Source organism: Desemzia incerta, from assembly GCF_900115825.1.
Taxonomy (GTDB): Bacteria; Bacillota; Bacilli; order Lactobacillales; family Carnobacteriaceae; genus Desemzia; species Desemzia incerta.
Genome location: NZ_FOXW01000008.1, coordinates 49,424 through 68,374, shown reverse-complemented (window position 1 = coordinate 68,374; position 18,951 = coordinate 49,424). Strand labels below are relative to the sequence as shown.

The following is an 18,951-nucleotide window of genomic DNA, read 5'->3' as shown; positions in this document are numbered from 1 at the left end:
TAATGAAAGGGCTACAATATGACTTGTAGGAAATATTACAGAAACGGAGGAGATCTATTATGAAAAATGTTGCATTCTTACGCACTCATAAATACAGATTATCCCTCTATTTAAAAATCGGCGAGTAAGGTAAAGAATCATGCACTCATCTGTTTTTTCATAGATAAGTGCTATTTTTTTGACTTTTTTTAGATAGGGGAGCTAGAAAGTTGGGAGAGAATGAAAGAATTATTTAAACAACTGTGGCCTTTTTTTAAATGCCACAAGAAAAGATATGGTTGGGGCATATTCGCCATGCTTTTTTCAAATGGTGCAGTGCTGATTCCTCCATATATCATTGGGAATGTCATCGATCAAATTTATTCCAATACGTTAACTACAGAAAAGTTGCTTCTGCAACTGGGTTTATTCTTTTTATCTATCGTAGTGACATACGGAACAGAAGTATTTTGGGGATACTTGTTTTTCGGGGGAAGAAATTTGTTGGCAAAAGAATTGCGCGAACGATTGATGAAACATTATTTACGGATGAGAGCTGCTTTTTACGAAAAGTATCGTACGGGTGATTTAATGGCACGTTCAACCAATGACCTAGATGCTATTTCTGAAATGGCTGGTTACGGTATCATGGTTACCATGGACTCTACGGTATTCTTAGGCTTTATTTTGACCATGATGTTTGTATCTGTATCGTGGAAATTGACGTTATGGTCTATGTTGACGATGCCGATCATGGGGTATCTATTAAAAGTACTGGGTGATAAGGTCAACAAACGTTACTTAGCCTCACAAACGGCTTTTGCAGATATCAATGACGATGTCTTAGAAGGAGTAGAAGGCGTGCGTGTCGTTCGAGCATACGTCCAAGAAGATGCTATGGCTAAAAGGTTTGCTGATAAAACAGAGGATGTCTTGCAGAAAAATATTGCTGTGGCTCAAATTAATGCCTTATTTTCGCCTATAACAAAAATCTTGTTGGGAATCAGCTATGTCATTGCTTTTGGATATGGTGCTGTGTTAGTTTCCAACGGAGAATTGTCTTTAGGAAAGTTGATTTCTTTTCAAGTGTATTTAGGGATGCTGGTTTGGCCGGTCCAAGCAGTTGGAGAATTGATAAACCTTGTCCAACAAGGTAGTGCATCCATGAAACGGGTAGCAGAAGTGTTGGAAGCCTCTGATGATATGGATGAAGAAGGCAGCAAAACGGACTTAGAAGGTCATGATATAGAATATTCAGAAGTAACATTTAAATATCCATCTTCTGAGTCAGCTAACTTGACGAGTGTGGTAGCAAAGATCACACGAGGAAAAACGCTTGGGATCGTTGGAAAAACTGGGAGCGGAAAAACAACTTTTATTCGCCAATTGTTACGTCAATATCCTGTTGGAGACGGAGCTATCAAAGTGGGTTCAGAAGCGATCCATGAATTGAAAAGCGATGTGCTGCGTCCAATGATCGGGTATGTTCCTCAAGACTACACACTGTTTTCTCGGTCCATCAGAGAAAACATCAAATTCGGTAAGGCAGACGCTACGGATGAGGAAATCATGGAAGCCGTTCGACTAGCGAACTTTGAAGAAGACCTTGCTCGAATGCCTGAAGGACTGGATACATTGATCGGTGAACGAGGTGTAGCCATCTCTGGAGGACAAAAACAACGGGTATCTATTGCTAGAGCACTGATCAAGAATCCTGAGTTTTTGATTTTAGACGATTCTCTGTCAGCTGTCGATGCAAAAACGGAACAAAAAATTATTGAGAATATTCAAAAAGTCAGAAAAGGAAAGACAACAATCATTACTACACACCGTTTATCGGCGATTCATCATGCGGATTGGATCATTGTGTTGGAAGATGGAGAAATCATTGAAGAAGGAACTCATTTGGAGTTGATTTCTCAAAATGGCTGGTATGGGACCCAATACCAAAGACAACAGTTAAAGGAGGGCTCCATGGATGAAAAATACAGCTAAAGAGTTGGTTCGTTATTCGTTTCAGAAAAAAGTGCATTTTTTCTTTGGTATTCTATTGATGGTTGCAGCCGTTGCATCTGATTTAGCTGGACCTTTGATTATTCGACAAATTATTGATGGAGTAATCGCTCCGTCAAATCAATCCGTGCTAGCTGTAGATTCTTTGCTGCGCTATTTGTCCATTTTCTTTGGGCTGGCTGTCATAACAGCAATCTCGCGTTATTTTAGTTTTTTATTGCTGACGATCGGAGCAAATGAAGTAGTCAAAAATATGAGGAATGATTTGTTTTCTCATGTTCAAAAATTACCGATTCGTTATTTCGATAATTTGCCAGCAGGAAAAGTTGTTTCGAGAATCACCAATGATACAGAACAACTGAGAATTTTTTATGTCGTTGTAGTTGGGCAAGTATTGACCAACTTGATTTATTTGGTGGGGATCTATATTGCTTTAATACAGATCAATGTTTCCTTTGGATTGACGACGATGCTGCTGATTCCATTCTTTATTTTATGGGCTATGGTCTACCAGAAATTCGCTGTTCCGTTTACGACGAAGATCCGTTCTTTAGTCAGTGAGATCAATGGAACATTGAATGAATCGATTCAAGGGATGTCTATTATACAAGCTTATCAACAAGAAGAAAAAATGGAAAAAGAGTTTTCAGACGTCAATGATGAGTGGTATTCGTATAGTTTAAAATTCACGATGCTGGATTCTTTAGGATCTTTTAGTTTTGTAGAAGTAGTCAAAAATATAACTCTGCTATTATTGGTTTTGTATTTTGGAAACGGGTATTTAACAGGGGCTTTAGGTATTACAGTAGGTGTGTTGTATGTGTATGTTGACTATACGACGCGATTGTTTAATCCTATCCAAGGAATCGTTACACAGTACGCATACTTGCAAACAGCAATGGCATCAGCTAAACGAGTATTCGAAATGAAACTGGTCAAAACAGAAGAAGAGCAGACAGAAGAGTTAACTTTTAAAGAAGGAGAAGTATCCTTTGAACACGTTTATTTTGCTTATAAAGAGAAAGAGTATGTCTTGAAAGATATTCACTTTACAGCAAAAAAAGGCGAAACAGTAGCTTTAGTTGGACATACAGGTTCTGGGAAAAGTTCGATCATGAATTTGCTGTTCCGCTTTTATGATCCAACTAAAGGTACCATCAGGATAGATGGTACTCCAACTACAGCCGTTTCTCGTAAAAGCTTACGGAAACATATGGGGATCGTTTTGCAAGATCCTTATCTTTTCAAAGGAACAATCGAGTCAAATATTAGTTTAGGAGAAACTACCATCAGTCGAGAAGCAGTAATCAAAGCCATCGAAGAAGTGGGAGGAGAAACCTTACTGCACAATATGCCAAAGGGAATCGACGAACCAGTAGTCGATAAAGGGAGCACTCTTTCATCTGGTCAGCGTCAGTTGATTTCATTTGCGCGTGCATTGGCTTTTGATCCTGAAATATTGATTTTAGATGAAGCGACTTCGAGTATTGATACTGAGACAGAAGAGATGATTCAACATGCGATGGATGTAGTCAAAAAAGGACGAACAACTTTCATTATAGCCCATAGATTATCTACCATTCAGCATGCGGATCAAATACTAGTATTGAATCAAGGAGAAATTGTTGAACGAGGCAATCATCAGCAGTTGATCCAAAAAAATGGCATTTATGCTGAAATGTACCGTTCGCAAAAAGAGAAAAGTCAATAATGGATGGAACTTATAGAACATGTTCTTTAACGGAAAGAAGTGTTCTCTTACTTTACATTAGTAAGAGAACACTTTATAATGATAAGCATATTAAATAGTAGGTGACTAAATGAAAAAAATAATTATTTTAATGATACGCGGTTACCAAAAGGGGATTTCACCACTGTTTCCACCTAGTTGTCGTTACCACCCTACTTGTTCCCAATATTCCATTGAGGCTGTTCGAAAGCATGGTGCGTTGAAAGGTTCGATTATGGGGATCTCAAGAATTATGCGTTGTCATCCTTTCGTTAGAGGCGGACATGATCCAGTACCAGAATATTTTACTATAAGACGAAACAAAAAAGAAACCAGCAAGTTCCATTAATTGGACTGCTGGTTTCTTTTTTGTGTATTCATGAAAGGTGAGGTAAATACATTAGGAGTAAGAGTATTACTTCAGCTTACTTCGCACTCTACATTTGGTCTGGTGAGTGGACTCCTAATAATCTTAAGTCTTCTTTCAGTAAAATAGCTACAGCTTGAACAAGAGCCAAGCGAGCTGGTTTTTCAGCATCTTCGGTTAAGACACGGCTGTTAGCGTAGTATTTGTTGAAAGCTTGTGCCAAATGAATCGCATGTTTTGCGATGACAGATGGCTCTAGTTTATCAAAAGCACGTTGAACAGTTTCTGGGTATTCTTGGATCAATTTGATAACTTCCCAGCTGTAAGAGTCGTTTAAAGCATAAGCAGCATCTAATGAAAGTTCACCTGCATCAGCTTTACGCAAAATACTTAAAGCTCTAGCTCGAGAGTATTGTACATAAGGTCCAGTTTCGCCTTCAAATTGTACGATTTCTTCGATAGTGAAGTCAAAGTTGTTCAAGCGATCATTTTTAAGATCGTGGAAGACAACCGCTCCGATACCTACTTGGTTAGCAACCGTTTCTTTGTTTTCTAAATCAGGGTTTTTAGCTTCGATTTGTTTTAAGGCTACTGAAACAGCATCATCCAATACTTCTTCTAAAAGAACGATTTTCCCTTTACGAGTAGATAACTTTTTACCATCTTTAGTAATCAAGCCGAATGGTACGTGGTGCATATCTTCAGCCCAATCGTAACCCATTTCTTTTAGTACAGCCTTTAATTGTTTGAAGTGGTTGCTTTGTTCATTACCAACTGCATAAAGAGATAAGGCAAAATCGTAAGTACGTTTACGATAAATAGCAGCTGCCAAATCACGTGTAATGTATAATGTAGCGCCGTCTGATTTTTTGATCAAAGCAGGGTTTAAGTCGTATTTTTCTAGATCTACGATGCTAGCTCCATTGTCGACAGTTAACAGATTTTTTTCTTCTAATAAGTCGACAACTTCTTGCATTTTATCGTTATAGAAAGCTTCTCCATTGAAAGAGTCAAACGTGATTTCTAGTTTATCGTAAATGCGGTTGAATTCTTTCATCGATTCAGCCTTGAACCATTTCCATAATTCAACAGCTTCTTCATCGCCATCTTCTAGTTTTTTGAACCATTCACGGCCATCATCTTCTAAAGCAGGATTTTCTTCTGCTTCATCATGAAATTTTACATATAATTTTAGGAGTTCTTGAATAGGGTTTTCTCTAACAGCTTCTTCGGATCCCCAAAGTTTATAAGCAGTCATCAATTTACCGAATTGAGTTCCCCAGTCGCCTAAATGATTGATCTTGATAGGGTTGTAACCCATTTTCTCAACGATATTTGCTAATGCATTTCCGATAACAGTTGAACGTAAATGACCCAAAGATATAGGTTTAGCAATGTTCGGTGAAGACATATCAATAGGAATGTTTTTTCCTTCTCCGACGTTGTTGGCACCAAAATTGTCTTGTTGAGTAAGGATTTCTTTCAATACAGTTGAGCTGACGAATTTTTTATCTAAGAAGAAGTTTAAGTAAGGACCTACAACTTCTACTTTTTCAACGATTGGAGAGCTGATTTTTTCTCCTAGATCAGCAGCGATTTGCTGAGGGGCTTTACGAAAAATTTTAGCTAATGAGAATGTAGGGAAAGCCACATCCCCATGTTCTACTGATTTTGGTTTTTCAAGTAAGCCAAGAATATCTTCTAAAGATAACGATTCAAAAACGTGTTCGTGTAAAGACTGAGCAATTTGTAATTTGTAATCCATTTTAAAATCTCCTCCGATTAATAATAATTTGGTTTTTATTTTTCATTCTGAATGAATAGTAAATAAGGTGAACGATATTGAACTTTATTTTACGATCAGTAAATCCGGTTCGTCGTTCATTCATCAATAAGGACGAATAAATCGTGCACAGCTAAAAGTTGATTTTTAGGCAAAAAAATAGCCCTTCTTTAGTTATTTCCATGAATAAACTAAAAAAGAGACGAGAAATTCCCGCGGTACCACTCTCATTGTAATGCCCTAAAGACACAACCACTTGATTCAGGGTAACGGCTTGAATTAGCCGGACAGAACTCATTGGGTTAACCCATTCGTTCATATCTCTCAAAAGTGCGCTTCCTGCAAAACTCTATTACTGGCTTACACCATCCCAGCTCGCTTTTTAATGTCCTTAAGCAGTACTCTCTTTATCTACGATCGTTTCATTCAATTTTGTACAGCTAATTATAACAAAATAGGGAGTAAGTTGCTATCTTTTTCCTGAAAAAGAATCTTTATTCATTTTTTTTGTAAAATTAGTCGAAATATTAACCGCTTTCTAATGTTTTTTGATATACTGTTAGACAAAGATACGAATTACATATGGAGGTTTTGGCATGAAGAAAACAAATCGTCAATTAGCAATTAAACAAATTATTACTAATCGAGATATTTCTACGCAAGATGAATTGCTCCATTATTTAAAAGAAGAAGGTGTGGACGCAACTCAAGCAACGATCTCTAGAGACATCAAAGAAATGAACTTGATTAAGACGTCTACTCCGCAAGGCGGCATGAAGTATACGTTGTACCAAACAAATAACCTTTCCGTTGAAGAGCGTCTGCAGTCAACATTGGGAGATGTGGTAGTGAAATTAGAACGGGTTCAATTTATGACCATTCTGGTGACTATACCTGGTAATGCTCATGTAGCAGCAGCTTTGATCGACACGATCGAATTCCCTGAAGTCGTGGCATCTGTTGGAGGAAACGATACTTGCTTGTTGATTTCTAAAGATGAAGAGAATGCCCAAAAGATGTATGATTATTTGAAACAATTCGTGAATATTCATTAACAAAAACAACTCAATGTTAAAAAATAAATAAATGAGGTGCGGAATTGTCTAATACACAAAAAAATGATTTATCAGCTTTGCAAAATGGATCGGATATTCGAGGAATTGCTATGCAGACAGTGAATAAGGAAGTCACGCTGCCTAATCAAGTGATTGAAAAGATCGGATACGGATTTGCTGTATGGTTGAAAGAGAAAAAACACTTGGCTGTGGACAGTTTAGATAAACCCGTAAAGGTAGCAGTAGGACATGACAGCAGATTGTCTGGAGAACGGATCAAGACTGCTTTGATAGAGGCTTTAACAAACGCTGGAATCGATGTGGTTGATGTAGGTTTAGCGACTACTCCTGCACTGTTCATGGCTACTCAGTATGAACAATATGACTGTGAAGCTTCAATTATGATCACAGCCAGCCATCTACCATTTGAATACAATGGATTAAAATTCTTCACTGCCAGTGGCGGAGCTGAACATGAGGATATCGCTTATATATTAGAACATGCCGATTGGGATGCCGTAACTTGGGAGAACAATCAAGGTGTGACAATGAAAAAAAACTTATTGGAAGAATATTCGGCAGATTTGCGAAAAAAAATTATCTCAGGTATCAAAACAGCATCTAATCCGGATATGCCGTTAAAGGGGAAACATATTGTAGTAGATGCAGGGAACGGCGCTGGTGGATTTTTCGCTACTGAGGTGCTTGAAAAATTGGGAGCCGATATTTCTGGAAGCCAATTTCTAGAACCTGATGGTCATTTCCCAAATCATGTTCCTAATCCGGACAATAAAGAAGCTATGGAAAGCATCAAAACTGCTGTATTAGAAAATAAAGCTGATATGGGGGTTATTTTTGATACAGACGTTGACCGTTCAGCGCTGGTAGACCGTAATGGCCAAGCAGTAAACCGAAATAATTTGATTGCTGTAATCTCTGCGATCGCTATCCAAGAAAATCCTGGAACAACAATCGTGACAAGTTCAGCCACATCAGAGCACCTAAAAGACTTTATTGAACAACTTGGAGGTCACCAAAACCGCTACATCACTGGTTATAGAAATGTGATCAATCAAGCCATCAAATTAAACCAAGAGGGTACTCATACATCAGTAGCTATCGAAACCAGCGGTCACGCTGCTTTGAAAGAAAATTACTTTTTGGATGATGGGGCTTATTTGATTGCGAAAATCTTGATCGCTGATGCAGAAATGGCTGTTGATGGAAAAAACTTCTCTTCGTTGTTGGAAAACTTAAAACAACCTGTTGAAACGGATGAAGTTCGCTTTAAAATCACCACAGATACTGTTCAACAAACGGGAGAAACGGTTATTGAGGCATTCAGTAAGTTTATTCAAGAGGCACCTGATCTGGAAGTGGAGCCTGATAATTTAGAAGGTGTTCGTGCTAACACATTGGGAAGATATGGATCAGGCTGGCTGCAAATGCGCATGAGTTTGCATGAGCCGTTACTTGTGCTATATTTTGAAAGTGATCAAAAAGATGCTATAGCTCAATTGAAAAACGATATAAGGTCGTTTTTTATGAAGCAAGAAGGCATCGATACGTCAAGTTTGTAGAAAGAAAACAATCAAGAGAAGGAAGTGCTGAAATGGTTAAACCTTTGACAGAAAGTATTACATTATATAATGGAGTAGAGATTCCAAAATTAGGTCTGGGCGTCTTTTTAATGAAAGATGAAGAAGAGCTTGTGGAAGCAGTAAAAGCTGCTGTAGAAGTAGGCTATCGCCACTTTGATACGGCTAAAATTTATGGGAATGAAGAGTACTTAGCTAGAGGATTAAAAGAGTCAGGTATTTCAAGAGAAGAAATTTTTTTGACGTCTAAAGTTTGGAACTATGATTTGGGGTATGAGCAAACAAAAATAGCTTTCCAAGAAACATTGGACCGCTTAGATACAGATTACCTAGATTTATACTTGATCCACTGGGCAGCACCAAAATATGCAGAATCGTGGAAAGCACTAATTGAATTGTATGAAGAAGGACGAGTAAGAGCTATTGGAGTTTCAAATTTCCAAATCCATCATTTAGAAGATTTGAAAAATCAAGAGTTGATGCAGCCGATGATCAATCAAATCGAAACTCATCCAGAATTCCCGCAAAACGAGCTGCATGAATACATGAAAGAAAACGGTATTGTCCATGAAGCTTGGGGTCCATTAGGACAAGGGAAAACAGACTTGTTCCAACAACCGGTCATTCTTGGACTGGCAGACAAATATGGAAAAACACCTGCTCAAATCATTTTACGTTGGCACTTAGAAAGAGGAGAAGTCATTATTCCTAAATCAGTTCGCGCTTCTCGCATTCAAGAAAACAGCGAAGTGTTTGATTTCAGCTTGACCAGCAATGAGATGGAATTGATGGAAACTTTAAACACGGGCACTCGCTATGGAAGCGATCCGGATGACCAAGAACGGTTGAAACAAACTTCTATCCGTCCTGAAAACTAACAATCATTAAACTCTTCTGAGATTGAATACTTTTGAATCTTAGAAGAGTTTTTATTTGAAAAACTTAGGTAACAATAGAAAAAACAGTCAAATCACGAGAATCAGCAGAATAATGGTGCAACAGAAAACAGCTTGTGTTTTTGTTTGACTTAGCTTACAATATCCATGTAGGTGCGTTAGGGCTAGTAAATGAATAATGGGTAAAAGAGAGTCTTTTATTTGCTGAAAGAAGGACCCCCGCTTATTGATTGAACCTTCCTAACAATACGTTATAGAAATATAACCGGCGTCCGCCGTTATCGGAAGTTGAGTTGGGTCAATGACCAATTAAGGTGGCACCGCGGATACATGATAGTATGTTTCGTCCTTTTCTAGGGATGGAGTATGCTTATTTTTTTTGCACAAATGATAGTAGGAGGAATGAATAAATGAGTAATTTACAAAAAGAAGATTTTTCAGCATGGTATATCCAAACGATCAAACAAGCTGATTTGATGGATTATTCCCCAGTTCGCGGGTGTATCGTGTTTAAACCAGACAGTTATGAAATGTGGGAACACATTCAAGAAGAGTTCAACAAGCGTTTTAAAGAAGAAGGAATTCGTAACGCTTATTTCCCTATGTTGATTCCAGAATCTTTCTTTACGAAAGAAAAAGATCACATTGAAGGATTCAGTCCAGAGTTGCCGTGGGTAACTGAAGCCGCTGGAGAGCCTTTGGAAGAGCGTTTAGCTTTACGTCCAACTTCTGAAACAATGATCGGGACTGCATTTAGTGATTGGGTAAATTCTTACCGCGATTTGCCAATGCAAATCAACCAATGGGCAAACGTATTCCGTTGGGAAAAGAAAACTTTGCCATTCTTGCGTACGTCTGAATTCTTATGGCAAGAAGGACATACAGCACACGAAACAGAAGAAGATGCTCGTATCCGTACAATGCGCATGCTTCAAGTTTATAAAGAAGTTATCGAAGGATTGTTAGCTGTTCCTGTATACGAAGGACAAAAAACACCTTCTGAGCGTTTTGCTGGTGCAGTGGATACATTCTCTGTGGAAGCTATGATGAAAGATGGAAAAGCTGTTCAAGCTGGAACTTCTCATTATATGGGAACTAAGTTTGCTGAAGCTTTTGACATCAAATATTTGAACCGCGACAACAAACACGTATTAGCACACACAACTTCATGGGGAGTTTCTACACGTTTGATTGGCGCTTTAATCATGACACACGGTGACGAACAAGGATTAGTATTGCCGCCAAAAGTAGCCGCAAAACAAATCGTTCTTTTACCTGTAGGACCATGGAAAAAGAAACCAGAAATCGTAGAGAGATTAGCTGTTTTAGAAGAGCAATTAAAAGCTAAAGGATTCCGCGTAGTCTTAGATGATAGCGACAACTCGCCAGGTTTCAAATTCAACGAATGGGAACTGAAAGGTGTTCCAATGCGTATTGAATTTGGTCCTAGAGATATGGAAAACAATCAAGTAATGGTTAAAATGCGTGACTTAGCAGATAAAGAAGCTGTTTCTTTAGATGATATCTTAAATTACGTGCCGGAAGCTCTAGAAATCATGCAACAACGTTTGTTGGAAACGGCTCGTGAATTCCGCAAAGAAAACGAGTATACAACAATCGATACTTTAGATGAGTTAAAAGCTCATATCGAAGAGAAAAAAGCTGCTGGAGAAACTCCAGGATTTGTATTAGCTGGCTGGGACGGCGAATTAGAATCAGAAGCTAAAATCAAAGAAGAAACAGGATTTACAACACGTAATATCCCATTCAACCCACCAGTAGAAAAACAAACCTGTATCGTAACAGGAAAACCAGCCAAACACACAGTATGGCTAGCAAGAGCTTATTAAGAAAGAGCGTGGAGTAAAGCGTTCAGCCTATCGATTATAAGAAAAAACCAACAGACAGGTGCTTTTTACCTGACAGTTGGTTTAGGCTTATAGACGCATAGGCTGCCTTACGCAACGCGTCTAAAACCAAAGCGTGGAGTAAGGCGCTTAGTTCGACGTACACTTCATAAAAATGGAATTAGGGTGTTTTTCCCTAAGTTCCATTTTTTGAAAGTGATAGGCGAACTGCCTTACGCAACGCGTCTAAGAAAGAGCGTGAGAAAACCGTTCAGACTTCCGTGATTTTCATGCACTCTTTTTAGTCAGGCGTTTTTCCTGACAAAAAAGAGTGCAGAAAATGTAGAAAGACTGGTTTTCACAACGCGTCTAATAAAGCAGCACCCAAAAAGTTCGTTTGAACTTTTGAGTGCTGCTTTTTTTGATTATTTATCAGTCATTTCATCAGCAATCGTTTTTACTGGCGACCAATGCCATTGGAAGCCGTCTTTTTTCAATAAATACATGCTTTCTATCGGACCCATAGAGCCGCTTGGGTAATTAGGGAATTCCATAGTGGTTTCGTCCCACGCTTCTCTAATGCGATCGACAAATTCCCATGAACTAGCTACTTCATCCCAATGTGTAAAGTTTGTCGCATCACCATTCAGACAATCCAAAATAAGTTTTTCATAAGCTTCTGGATTATTGGCAGTTTCTTCGGCAGAACGAATGCTCGTTAATTTGATCGGTTCAGCTTTCACTCCAGGACCAATTTTCTTAGCATTTAACTGTAAAGAGAACCCTTCAGTTGGAGAAATAAAAATAGATAAAACGTTTGGTGGAAGAGGTTCATCATTTTCTGTTTGGAATAATTGATGAGGGATATTTTTAAATTCAATATCGATTTGAGTGCCTTTTTCAGCTAATCGTTTACCCGTACGAATGTATATCGGGACACCAGACCATCTCACGTTATCGATAAATAATTTTCCAGCTACAAAAGTTTCTGTTTGAGAATCTTCAGCCACATTTTGTTCTTCACAATAACCGAGCAACGTTTCTCCATTAACGGTACTATGTCCATATTGGCCGCGCACAAAATTCAAACGGACTTCATCTTTAGAATACAAACGCAATGCACGTAATGCTTTGATTTTTTCTTGTCTGATTTCATTATCATGCATAATAGAAGGAGGCTCCATAGCCAACAAAGCAACGATTTGTAAAACATGGTTTTGGACCATATCTCTTAAAGCACCACTTGTGTCGTAATAACCACCACGTTCTTCAACACCTAAGGATTCGCTAAGGGTTACTTGGATGTTATTAATGTATTGGTTGTTCCACATTGATTCGATCAATTGGTTTCCAAAACGGACAGTTGAAATGTTCTGTACCATTTCTTTTCCTAAATAATGATCAATACGGTAAATCTGATCTTCTTCAAAAGAAGAGCGGATATGAGTATTCAACTCTAAAGCACTTTGGTAATCATGGCCAAATGGTTTTTCAATGATCAAACGATTGAAACCAGTTGAAGTGATCAATTGTTGCTCTTTAATGTTTTCAGCGATGATCCCAAAAAAGTTAGGGGACATAGCTAAATAAAACATACGATTGCCTTCTAATTGATATTTATCATCTAAACGGTCAGCTAGATTTTTTAATGTTGTATAATGCTCAAGATCTTTTACATTATGAGATTGATAGTAAAAATGGCTGGCAAATTCTTCAGCTTGTTCTTTAGTATCAGCCAGATCCTCAACTTTACTTACAACAACTTCTCGATAATATTCGTCGGACCATTCTCTTCTGGCAGTTCCAATAACCGCAAAGTGCTCATTCAAATAGCCGTTTTTATATAAGCGGTAAAGGGAAGGGTACAGCTTGCGGTTCGCCAAGTCTCCTGTTCCGCCAAAGATGATAAATAGAGCTTTTTTTTCTTTAGTCACTCCAATAAAACCTCTCTTTCAAGTAATCCTTAAAAAATGAAATACTTACTTTTTGTCTTTACTTTGTTTCCATTTATTGTACTTTTTTCTGTGAGCAGAATCAATCATTCTATTCGAAACCGAACTGTTTATTTGTTCTCTCCAAATAGATGATATACATACTCTTTAAAAAATCATAACAACTTTATTTTACCATAGGCTGACGATTAATCCTAAGAGAGAAACAACTTTTTGCCTTGTTTATTTGCTTGTCTATCAGCTGAAGAGAGGACTTATCTCAAAAGGATGTAGGGTATTCCTTTTAACTGGAAGTGATTTTCGCGTATACTTTAGGAGAGATCAATAAACAACGAGGTGGGAAAATGGATGTACTTTATTTGGTTTTTGCGTTAGTCAGTATAGTTTTCATGACAGATGGTATGCTCCTTAAGACAGAAAAATTCCAAAAACTGATAGCTCAATGGATCAAAAAACAGGGTGCAGCAGGAATCGTGTCGCTTGTCAGTACTCTTTTAGTCACTACAGGAGCGGTCGGACTTATATGGTCAGCAGTTGGCTATCTGTTGTCAGAACAAGTGAGCGTAGAAGTCTTTATACTCATATACGTCGTGTTACTTATTATCCCAGGAGTCTTCTTAGCTAAGACTTTGAGGAGATACTATTAATGGAGGAAATAAAAACACTACCAGATAGAATTCTTATTTAGAAAAACAAGTATTTTGTGTTATACTATTCAAGATGCAAAGTCATAGAACTGTGAATATACGTTATTCTATATAAACGAATGAATGTGGTAAATTTGTGAAGTAGGCAAGTCTAATGAACACTAAAATAAAGCATCAACTTTACTATGTGAACTGAAAGATAGTGAGGAAAGAAAGAGGCGATACAATGGGACATCCATTTGAAAAATTTAATTTACAACCATTTTTGATAGAAGCAATCGAAGAATTGGGATTCAAGGAACCAACTGAGGTTCAAGAGAGATTGATACCGGCTATTCAAAAAGGCAGAAGTGTTATTGGACAATCACAGACAGGATCTGGAAAAACACATACTTTCTTGCTGCCATTAATAAATAAAATTGATGCAACTCATAATGAAGTGCAAGTTGTTGTTACTGCACCTAGTCGTGAGTTAGCGGAACAGTTGTATCAAGCTGCTGTGCAGTTAGCTGAAAAATCTGATCCAGCAGTGATTGTACAGAACTTTGTCGGCGGAACAGATAAAAAACGTCAATTAAGCAAATTAACCAATACTCAACCGCATATTGCTATAGGGACTCCAGGACGAATCTTAGACTTGGTAAATGCTAACGGACTATTGGTTCATACAGCGCAGTACTTTGTAGTGGATGAAGCTGATATGACATTAGATATGGGATTCTTAGAAGACGTTGATAAGATAGCTGGAAAAATGCCGGACAAATTGCAAATGCTGGTTTTCTCTGCAACAATACCAGAATCATTGAAACCATTCTTGAAAAAGTATATGGAAAATCCTTTATTTGAACAAATCGCACCAAAAGATGTTATTTCACCATCCATTGAGAACTGGTTGATTTCGACTAAAGGTAGAGAACGTATTGATATCGTCTACCAACTGTTAACGATTGGTCAGCCTTACTTGGCAATTGTTTTTGCAAACACAAAAGCAAAAGTAGAAGAAATTGCTGATGGCTTGAAATCAAGAGGATTGAAAGTAGCTACTATTCATGGGGATATTCCACCGCGTGAGCGTAAACGGGTAATGAGACAAATCCAAAATCTTGAGTTCCAATATGTTGTAGCGACAGATTTAGCTTCTCGAGGAATAGACATTGAGGGAGTATCTCATGTCATCAATGCTGAGATTCCAAATGACGTAGAATTCTTTGTTCACCGAGTAGGGAGAACAGGAAGAAACAACATGAAGGGAATCGCCATCACGTTGTATGCTCCAAGTGAAGAGAACTTTGTAAATGATATTGAGAAAATCGGAGTTACATTTGAACCAAAAACTATCTCGAAAGGCGAGATTAAAGAAACTTATGACCGTCAACGTCGTGAGAAGAGAACAGATACAGCAAAAGACACGTTGAGTCCTTCTTTACGCGGTTACGTGAAAAAGAAAAAGAAAAATGTTAAACCAGGATACAAGAAAAAAATCAGTCGTGAAATCAAAAAGAACAACCAAAGAAAACGTCGGATTGAGAAAAACCGTGGAGAGAAATCAAAGAAAAGTTAAGCAAGTTTTGACTACTCTCGAAAAAACAAAAACAGCTGATCAAAAGAAGACTCTTTTGATCAGCTGTTTTGACATTAAAAAAGGTCTTGAGAATTTCTCAAGACCTTTTTGGTGTATTTAATCGCGTTCTTTAAAACGATCTATTCATTTTACGTAAAATGAATTTTTGGATTTCAACGACTACGAGGATTGTTACTGAAAGCCCAAAAGCAATGATCCAATGAGTCAAGCTGAGTTCTACTAAGCTGAAGATACCAGCTAAAGCAGGGACTAGACCAACAACTGTCAATAACACTAACGACAAGATTGCCAACCAGAACAAGCTTTTATTGGATGTTACACCAGCTTTGAAAATAGATTCTTTTGTTCGAGTATTAAAAATGTGTAATACAGATGACCAGCCTAAAATCATAAAGGCCATTGTTTGACCGACTTCGTGACTTGCTGTGATAGCAGAGTCAATATCAACAAACGAACCAATATAGAAACCAATCAAGGTAGTAATTGTGAAAGTCAAAGCAGCAACAGCGATGTTTCTATATCCGCCCTTTGCAAAAATACTTTCGCCTTTACCAATCGGATCATTTTCCATGATCGTTGGATCGGATGTTTCTCTACTAAGAGCAAATCCAGGAATACCATCAGCTACAACGTTGATGAACAACAATTGAATCGCAATAACTGGTAGACCCCAGCCCATAATAACAGCAATCAGCATAATCAAAATTTCAGAGATGTTACAAGATAATAAGAAGTAAACAGTTTTTTTGATATTCTCGTAAACACGACGTCCTTCTTCAACAGCATGTACGATCGTATCGAATTTATCATCCGTCAAAATCATATCAGATGCGCTTTTTGCTACTTCAGTACCTGCAATTCCCATTGCTGTACCCACATCAGCGGCTTTCAAAGCAGGAGCATCATTAACACCATCTCCGGTCATAGCGACGACTTCACCATGTGATTGCCAAGCTTCAACGATACGGATTTTATCTTCTGGAGACACACGAGCATAAACCGAATAGTCACGAACGTTTTTCTTCAATTCGTCATCTGAAAGTTTGCTTAATTCAGCACCCGTGATGGCTTTGTCGCCTTCTTCAAAGATACCGATTTGTTCAGCAATAGCCGAAGCAGTAGCTGCATGGTCACCAGTAATCATAATCGTTTTGATACCGGCTGATTTAGCTTCTTTAACAGCTTGAATACTTTCTTCTCGCGGAGGATCGATCATCCCTACGATTCCAGCAAAGACAATGTCACTTTCCAGCTCATCAGGTGTTAAATCTTCAGGAAGTTCATCATATTTCTTATACCCTACAGCCAAAACGCGTAAAGCATCGTTAGCAAAAGAATCGTGAATCGCTCTAGCTTCCTGTCCTACATCCTCTGTAGTAGAAGAAGAGTTGATAGGCAAACGGTCAAAAGCACCTTTAGTAATAGAAATATATCCATCATCTAGCTTATGAACAGTCGTCATTAATTTCCGTCCTGAATCAAAAGGAATTTCGTGAATACGAGGATAGTTTTGATCTAATTCAGGTTTAGGTAAACCTTTTTCTTGCAACAAGCGGATAATCGCCGTTTCAGTAGGGTCACCGCTGATGATTTCTTCGCCATCTCTGTCTTCAATCGCAGCGTTAGAAGCTAAACTCATCATTTTGAGCACCCATTTTTCATCTTCGCCAAAATCACTTTCTGCATCAATTGGTTTATTAGGGTAAGCCCACAATTTTTGAATCGTCATTTTGTTTTGTGTTAATGTCCCTGTTTTATCAGAAGCGATCACAGAAGCACTACCTAAGGTTTCTACCGAAGGAATGGTTCGGATGATAGCATTTCGATCCACCATGTTCTGAACACCATATGCCAATGAAATCGTAACAATGACAGGTAACGTTTCGGGAACTGCAGCAACAGCCAGAGACACAGCAGTCATCAAACTATTGATGAATTCTTCTCCTTGGAAAAAGCTTAAGGTGAAAATAATCGCACCAGCAATCAGAGCCAACAAACTAATTTGTTTGCCTAATTGATCCATTCGTTTTTGCAATGGAGTTTTTCCAGAAGTTGTACGGTTCAGTAAACCGGCAACAGCTCCCATTTCTGTATCCATACCAGTAGTGACAACTACGGCTTTAGCACGACCGTTTGTGACTAATGTACCTGAGAAGACTGTATTGAATACGTCACCTATAGGACTGTCCGGTTCGATATCAGCATTTTCGTCTTTATCTACAGGAACACTTTCACCAGTCAAAGCAGATTCTTCTACTTGCAGATCGCTGCTATTAAGAATACGAGCATCAGCTGGAACTAAGTCGCCTGATTCGATCAATAAAATATCTCCAGGTACTAAATCAGCTGCAGGAACAACTTCTTCTTGACCGTTTCTCAGTACTCTGGCTTGTGGAGCTGACAAACCTTGCAAGGAGGCCAAAGCTTTTTCAGCTTTCCCTTCTTGTCGAATAGCCAAGACCACATTCAAGATAACAATAGAGAAAATAACGATTGGTTCAGAGAAATCATCGGGGTGTTCCGTAATCGCAATATAAGTCGAGATAATACCGGCTAAAATTAAGATAATAACCGTAACGTCTTTTAACTGATGAAGAATCTTGGAAAATAAGGATTCGCTTTCTTCTTCATCGAATTGATTGAGACCATACTTTTCTTTGTGCTGGTCTACTTGGTCAAGAGTCAAGCCATTTTCTGTGTTGCTGTCAAACTGATCTAGGATAGTATCTAACTTTTCGGTTCTAAAATCCATAACATTTCTCCTTTTTTGTATAGTGTTTGTACAACGTTAAAAGACTAAGAAATTAGGCTACTGATTTGTCCGCTATAAGAATAACTAGAGCAAGCAGCAAAGAGAAGGCAACTACCAAAATGTGGACAATTCTTTTTGCAATCCTGTGACTGAAGAACCTGTTTTTTTTGTTAAGCAGAAAACTTCGATCGGTTTTATGAATATAATAATTATATAGCCATAGAATGGGTAAAACGAAATGATTGAATCTGTGTGGAATTGACCAGCACTAGATTATCTGCAACACATAAAGTGTTTTTATCTCATTAAGACATATGTTGGGTGTCTATCAGAAGTGTTCAACTAGTTCTAAGACATTAACTAGTGTAAAATTAAGAAAGGATTGTTAAAAAGTAGTAAACATTCAAGGGTAATGGATGGAAAACATCCGTTTTAAGGTAATAGCAGCCAATTCAGCTTTACTTTGTTAGTTCCTATATAAAATAAATCATCTATTGAACTTCGTTATCTAAGGGGTGAATGAAGTATAAGTCTTAGAGTAGAAGCGAAGTTGCGGAAAAGATCATGTAATTTAAAATAGTCTTTCAAAGGCGTGCAGAATATTTAACGAGGTTTGTCAAGAAGCAAGCACTCACTTGCTTACTTTTTAATTGTAACAAATATATAAGTGTTTTTCAAGGATTATGACTGAAAAAACTAAAAAAAAAGAAGTCTAAACGTTGATTCTATTGATGAAACTCATAATGGTAGG

The 18,951-nt window shown here is 37.9% G+C and carries 12 protein-coding genes and 1 other annotated feature; of the genes, 9 read left to right on the top strand and 3 right to left on the bottom strand.

Annotation, left to right across the window (positions count from 1 at the left end; all coding sequences use genetic code 11):
* Window positions 1–294: 294 nt before the first annotated feature.
* The 3 genes from BM137_RS10020 (at window position 295) to yidD (ending at window position 4,070) form a co-directional block, all read left to right on the top strand.
* Window positions 295–1,974: an ABC transporter ATP-binding protein gene (locus BM137_RS10020; protein WP_244887689.1), complete on the top strand. Its 1,680-nt coding sequence runs from the start codon at window positions 295–297 to the stop codon at window positions 1,972–1,974.
* On the top strand, window positions 1,958–3,703 hold the full coding sequence (locus BM137_RS10015; RefSeq protein WP_092481034.1) for an ABC transporter ATP-binding protein: 1,746 nt from the start codon (window positions 1,958–1,960) through the stop codon (window positions 3,701–3,703). The genes BM137_RS10020 and BM137_RS10015 overlap by 17 nt, the downstream gene beginning before the upstream one ends.
* Window positions 3,704–3,812: 109 nt before the next feature.
* The gene (gene yidD, locus BM137_RS10010; RefSeq protein WP_092481033.1) at window positions 3,813–4,070 is read left to right on the top strand and encodes a membrane protein insertion efficiency factor YidD; all 258 of its coding nucleotides are present in this window, start codon (window positions 3,813–3,815) and stop codon (window positions 4,068–4,070) included.
* Between the two features lie 88 nt (window positions 4,071–4,158).
* Here the strand turns inward: yidD and argS are convergent, their stop codons facing one another.
* Window positions 4,159–5,853, bottom strand: a complete 1,695-nt coding sequence (gene argS / locus BM137_RS10005) for an arginine--tRNA ligase (protein WP_092481032.1) — start codon at window positions 5,851–5,853, stop codon at window positions 4,159–4,161.
* A 213-nt stretch (window positions 5,854–6,066) separates the two neighbouring features.
* Window positions 6,067–6,294 (bottom strand) — a binding site (T-box leader).
* Window positions 6,295–6,467: 173 nt separating this feature from the next.
* Between argS and argR the strand changes: the two genes are divergently transcribed.
* The 4 genes from argR to proS all read left to right on the top strand — a co-directional run bounded on the left by argR (window position 6,468) and on the right by proS (window position 11,270).
* Window positions 6,468–6,926 carry an arginine repressor gene (gene argR, locus BM137_RS09995; RefSeq protein WP_092481030.1) on the top strand — a complete coding sequence of 153 codons (459 nt, stop codon included), beginning with the start codon at window positions 6,468–6,470 and terminating at the stop codon, window positions 6,924–6,926.
* A gap of 44 nt (window positions 6,927–6,970) precedes the next feature.
* Window positions 6,971–8,506, top strand: a complete 1,536-nt coding sequence (locus tag BM137_RS09990; protein WP_092481029.1) for a phosphohexomutase domain-containing protein — start codon at window positions 6,971–6,973, stop codon at window positions 8,504–8,506.
* 32 nt (window positions 8,507–8,538) lie between these two features.
* Window positions 8,539–9,402, top strand: coding sequence for an aldo/keto reductase (locus BM137_RS09985; protein WP_092481028.1), 864 nt, complete (start codon window positions 8,539–8,541; stop codon window positions 9,400–9,402).
* Between the two features lie 428 nt (window positions 9,403–9,830).
* Window positions 9,831–11,270, top strand: coding sequence for a proline--tRNA ligase (gene proS, locus BM137_RS09980; protein WP_092481027.1), 1,440 nt, complete (start codon window positions 9,831–9,833; stop codon window positions 11,268–11,270).
* Between the two features lie 422 nt (window positions 11,271–11,692).
* Here the strand turns inward: proS and zwf are convergent, their stop codons facing one another.
* On the bottom strand, window positions 11,693–13,201 hold the full coding sequence (gene zwf, locus BM137_RS09975) for a glucose-6-phosphate dehydrogenase (protein WP_092481026.1): 1,509 nt from the start codon (window positions 13,199–13,201) through the stop codon (window positions 11,693–11,695).
* A 362-nt stretch (window positions 13,202–13,563) separates the two neighbouring features.
* Here zwf and BM137_RS09970 point away from each other — a divergent pair, with 362 nt between their 5' ends.
* Together BM137_RS09970 and BM137_RS09965 are read left to right on the top strand one after the other, a co-directional pair.
* On the top strand, window positions 13,564–13,866 hold the full coding sequence (locus BM137_RS09970; protein WP_092481025.1) for a hypothetical protein: 303 nt from the start codon (window positions 13,564–13,566) through the stop codon (window positions 13,864–13,866).
* A gap of 226 nt (window positions 13,867–14,092) precedes the next feature.
* Window positions 14,093–15,427: a DEAD/DEAH box helicase gene (locus BM137_RS09965; RefSeq protein WP_092481024.1), complete on the top strand. Its 1,335-nt coding sequence runs from the start codon at window positions 14,093–14,095 to the stop codon at window positions 15,425–15,427.
* A 130-nt stretch (window positions 15,428–15,557) separates the two neighbouring features.
* Here BM137_RS09965 and BM137_RS09960 read toward each other — a convergent pair whose 3' ends face one another.
* Complete coding sequence (locus BM137_RS09960) at window positions 15,558–18,200, bottom strand: cation-translocating P-type ATPase (RefSeq protein ID WP_092481023.1); 2,643 nt, start codon at window positions 18,198–18,200, stop codon at window positions 15,558–15,560.
* Between the last annotated feature and the right edge of the window lie 751 nt (window positions 18,201–18,951).

Bases quoted from the DNA above. Each gene is read 5' to 3' on its own strand.
- BM137_RS10020 (WP_244887689.1), top strand. From the start codon at position 295: ATGCTTTTTTCAAATGGTGCAGTGCTGATTCCTCCATATATCATTGGG.
- BM137_RS10015 (WP_092481034.1), top strand. From the start codon at position 1,958: ATGAAAAATACAGCTAAAGAGTTGGTTCGTTATTCGTTTCAGAAAAAA.
- yidD (WP_092481033.1), top strand. From the start codon at position 3,813: ATGAAAAAAATAATTATTTTAATGATACGCGGTTACCAAAAGGGGATT.
- argS (WP_092481032.1), bottom strand. From the start codon at position 5,853: ATGGATTACAAATTACAAATTGCTCAGTCTTTACACGAACACGTTTTT.
- argR (WP_092481030.1), top strand. From the start codon at position 6,468: ATGAAGAAAACAAATCGTCAATTAGCAATTAAACAAATTATTACTAAT.
- BM137_RS09985 (WP_092481028.1), top strand. From the start codon at position 8,539: ATGGTTAAACCTTTGACAGAAAGTATTACATTATATAATGGAGTAGAG.
- proS (WP_092481027.1), top strand. From the start codon at position 9,831: ATGAGTAATTTACAAAAAGAAGATTTTTCAGCATGGTATATCCAAACG.
- BM137_RS09970 (WP_092481025.1), top strand. From the start codon at position 13,564: ATGGATGTACTTTATTTGGTTTTTGCGTTAGTCAGTATAGTTTTCATG.
- BM137_RS09965 (WP_092481024.1), top strand. From the start codon at position 14,093: ATGGGACATCCATTTGAAAAATTTAATTTACAACCATTTTTGATAGAA.
- BM137_RS09960 (WP_092481023.1), bottom strand. From the start codon at position 18,200: ATGGATTTTAGAACCGAAAAGTTAGATACTATCCTAGATCAGTTTGAC.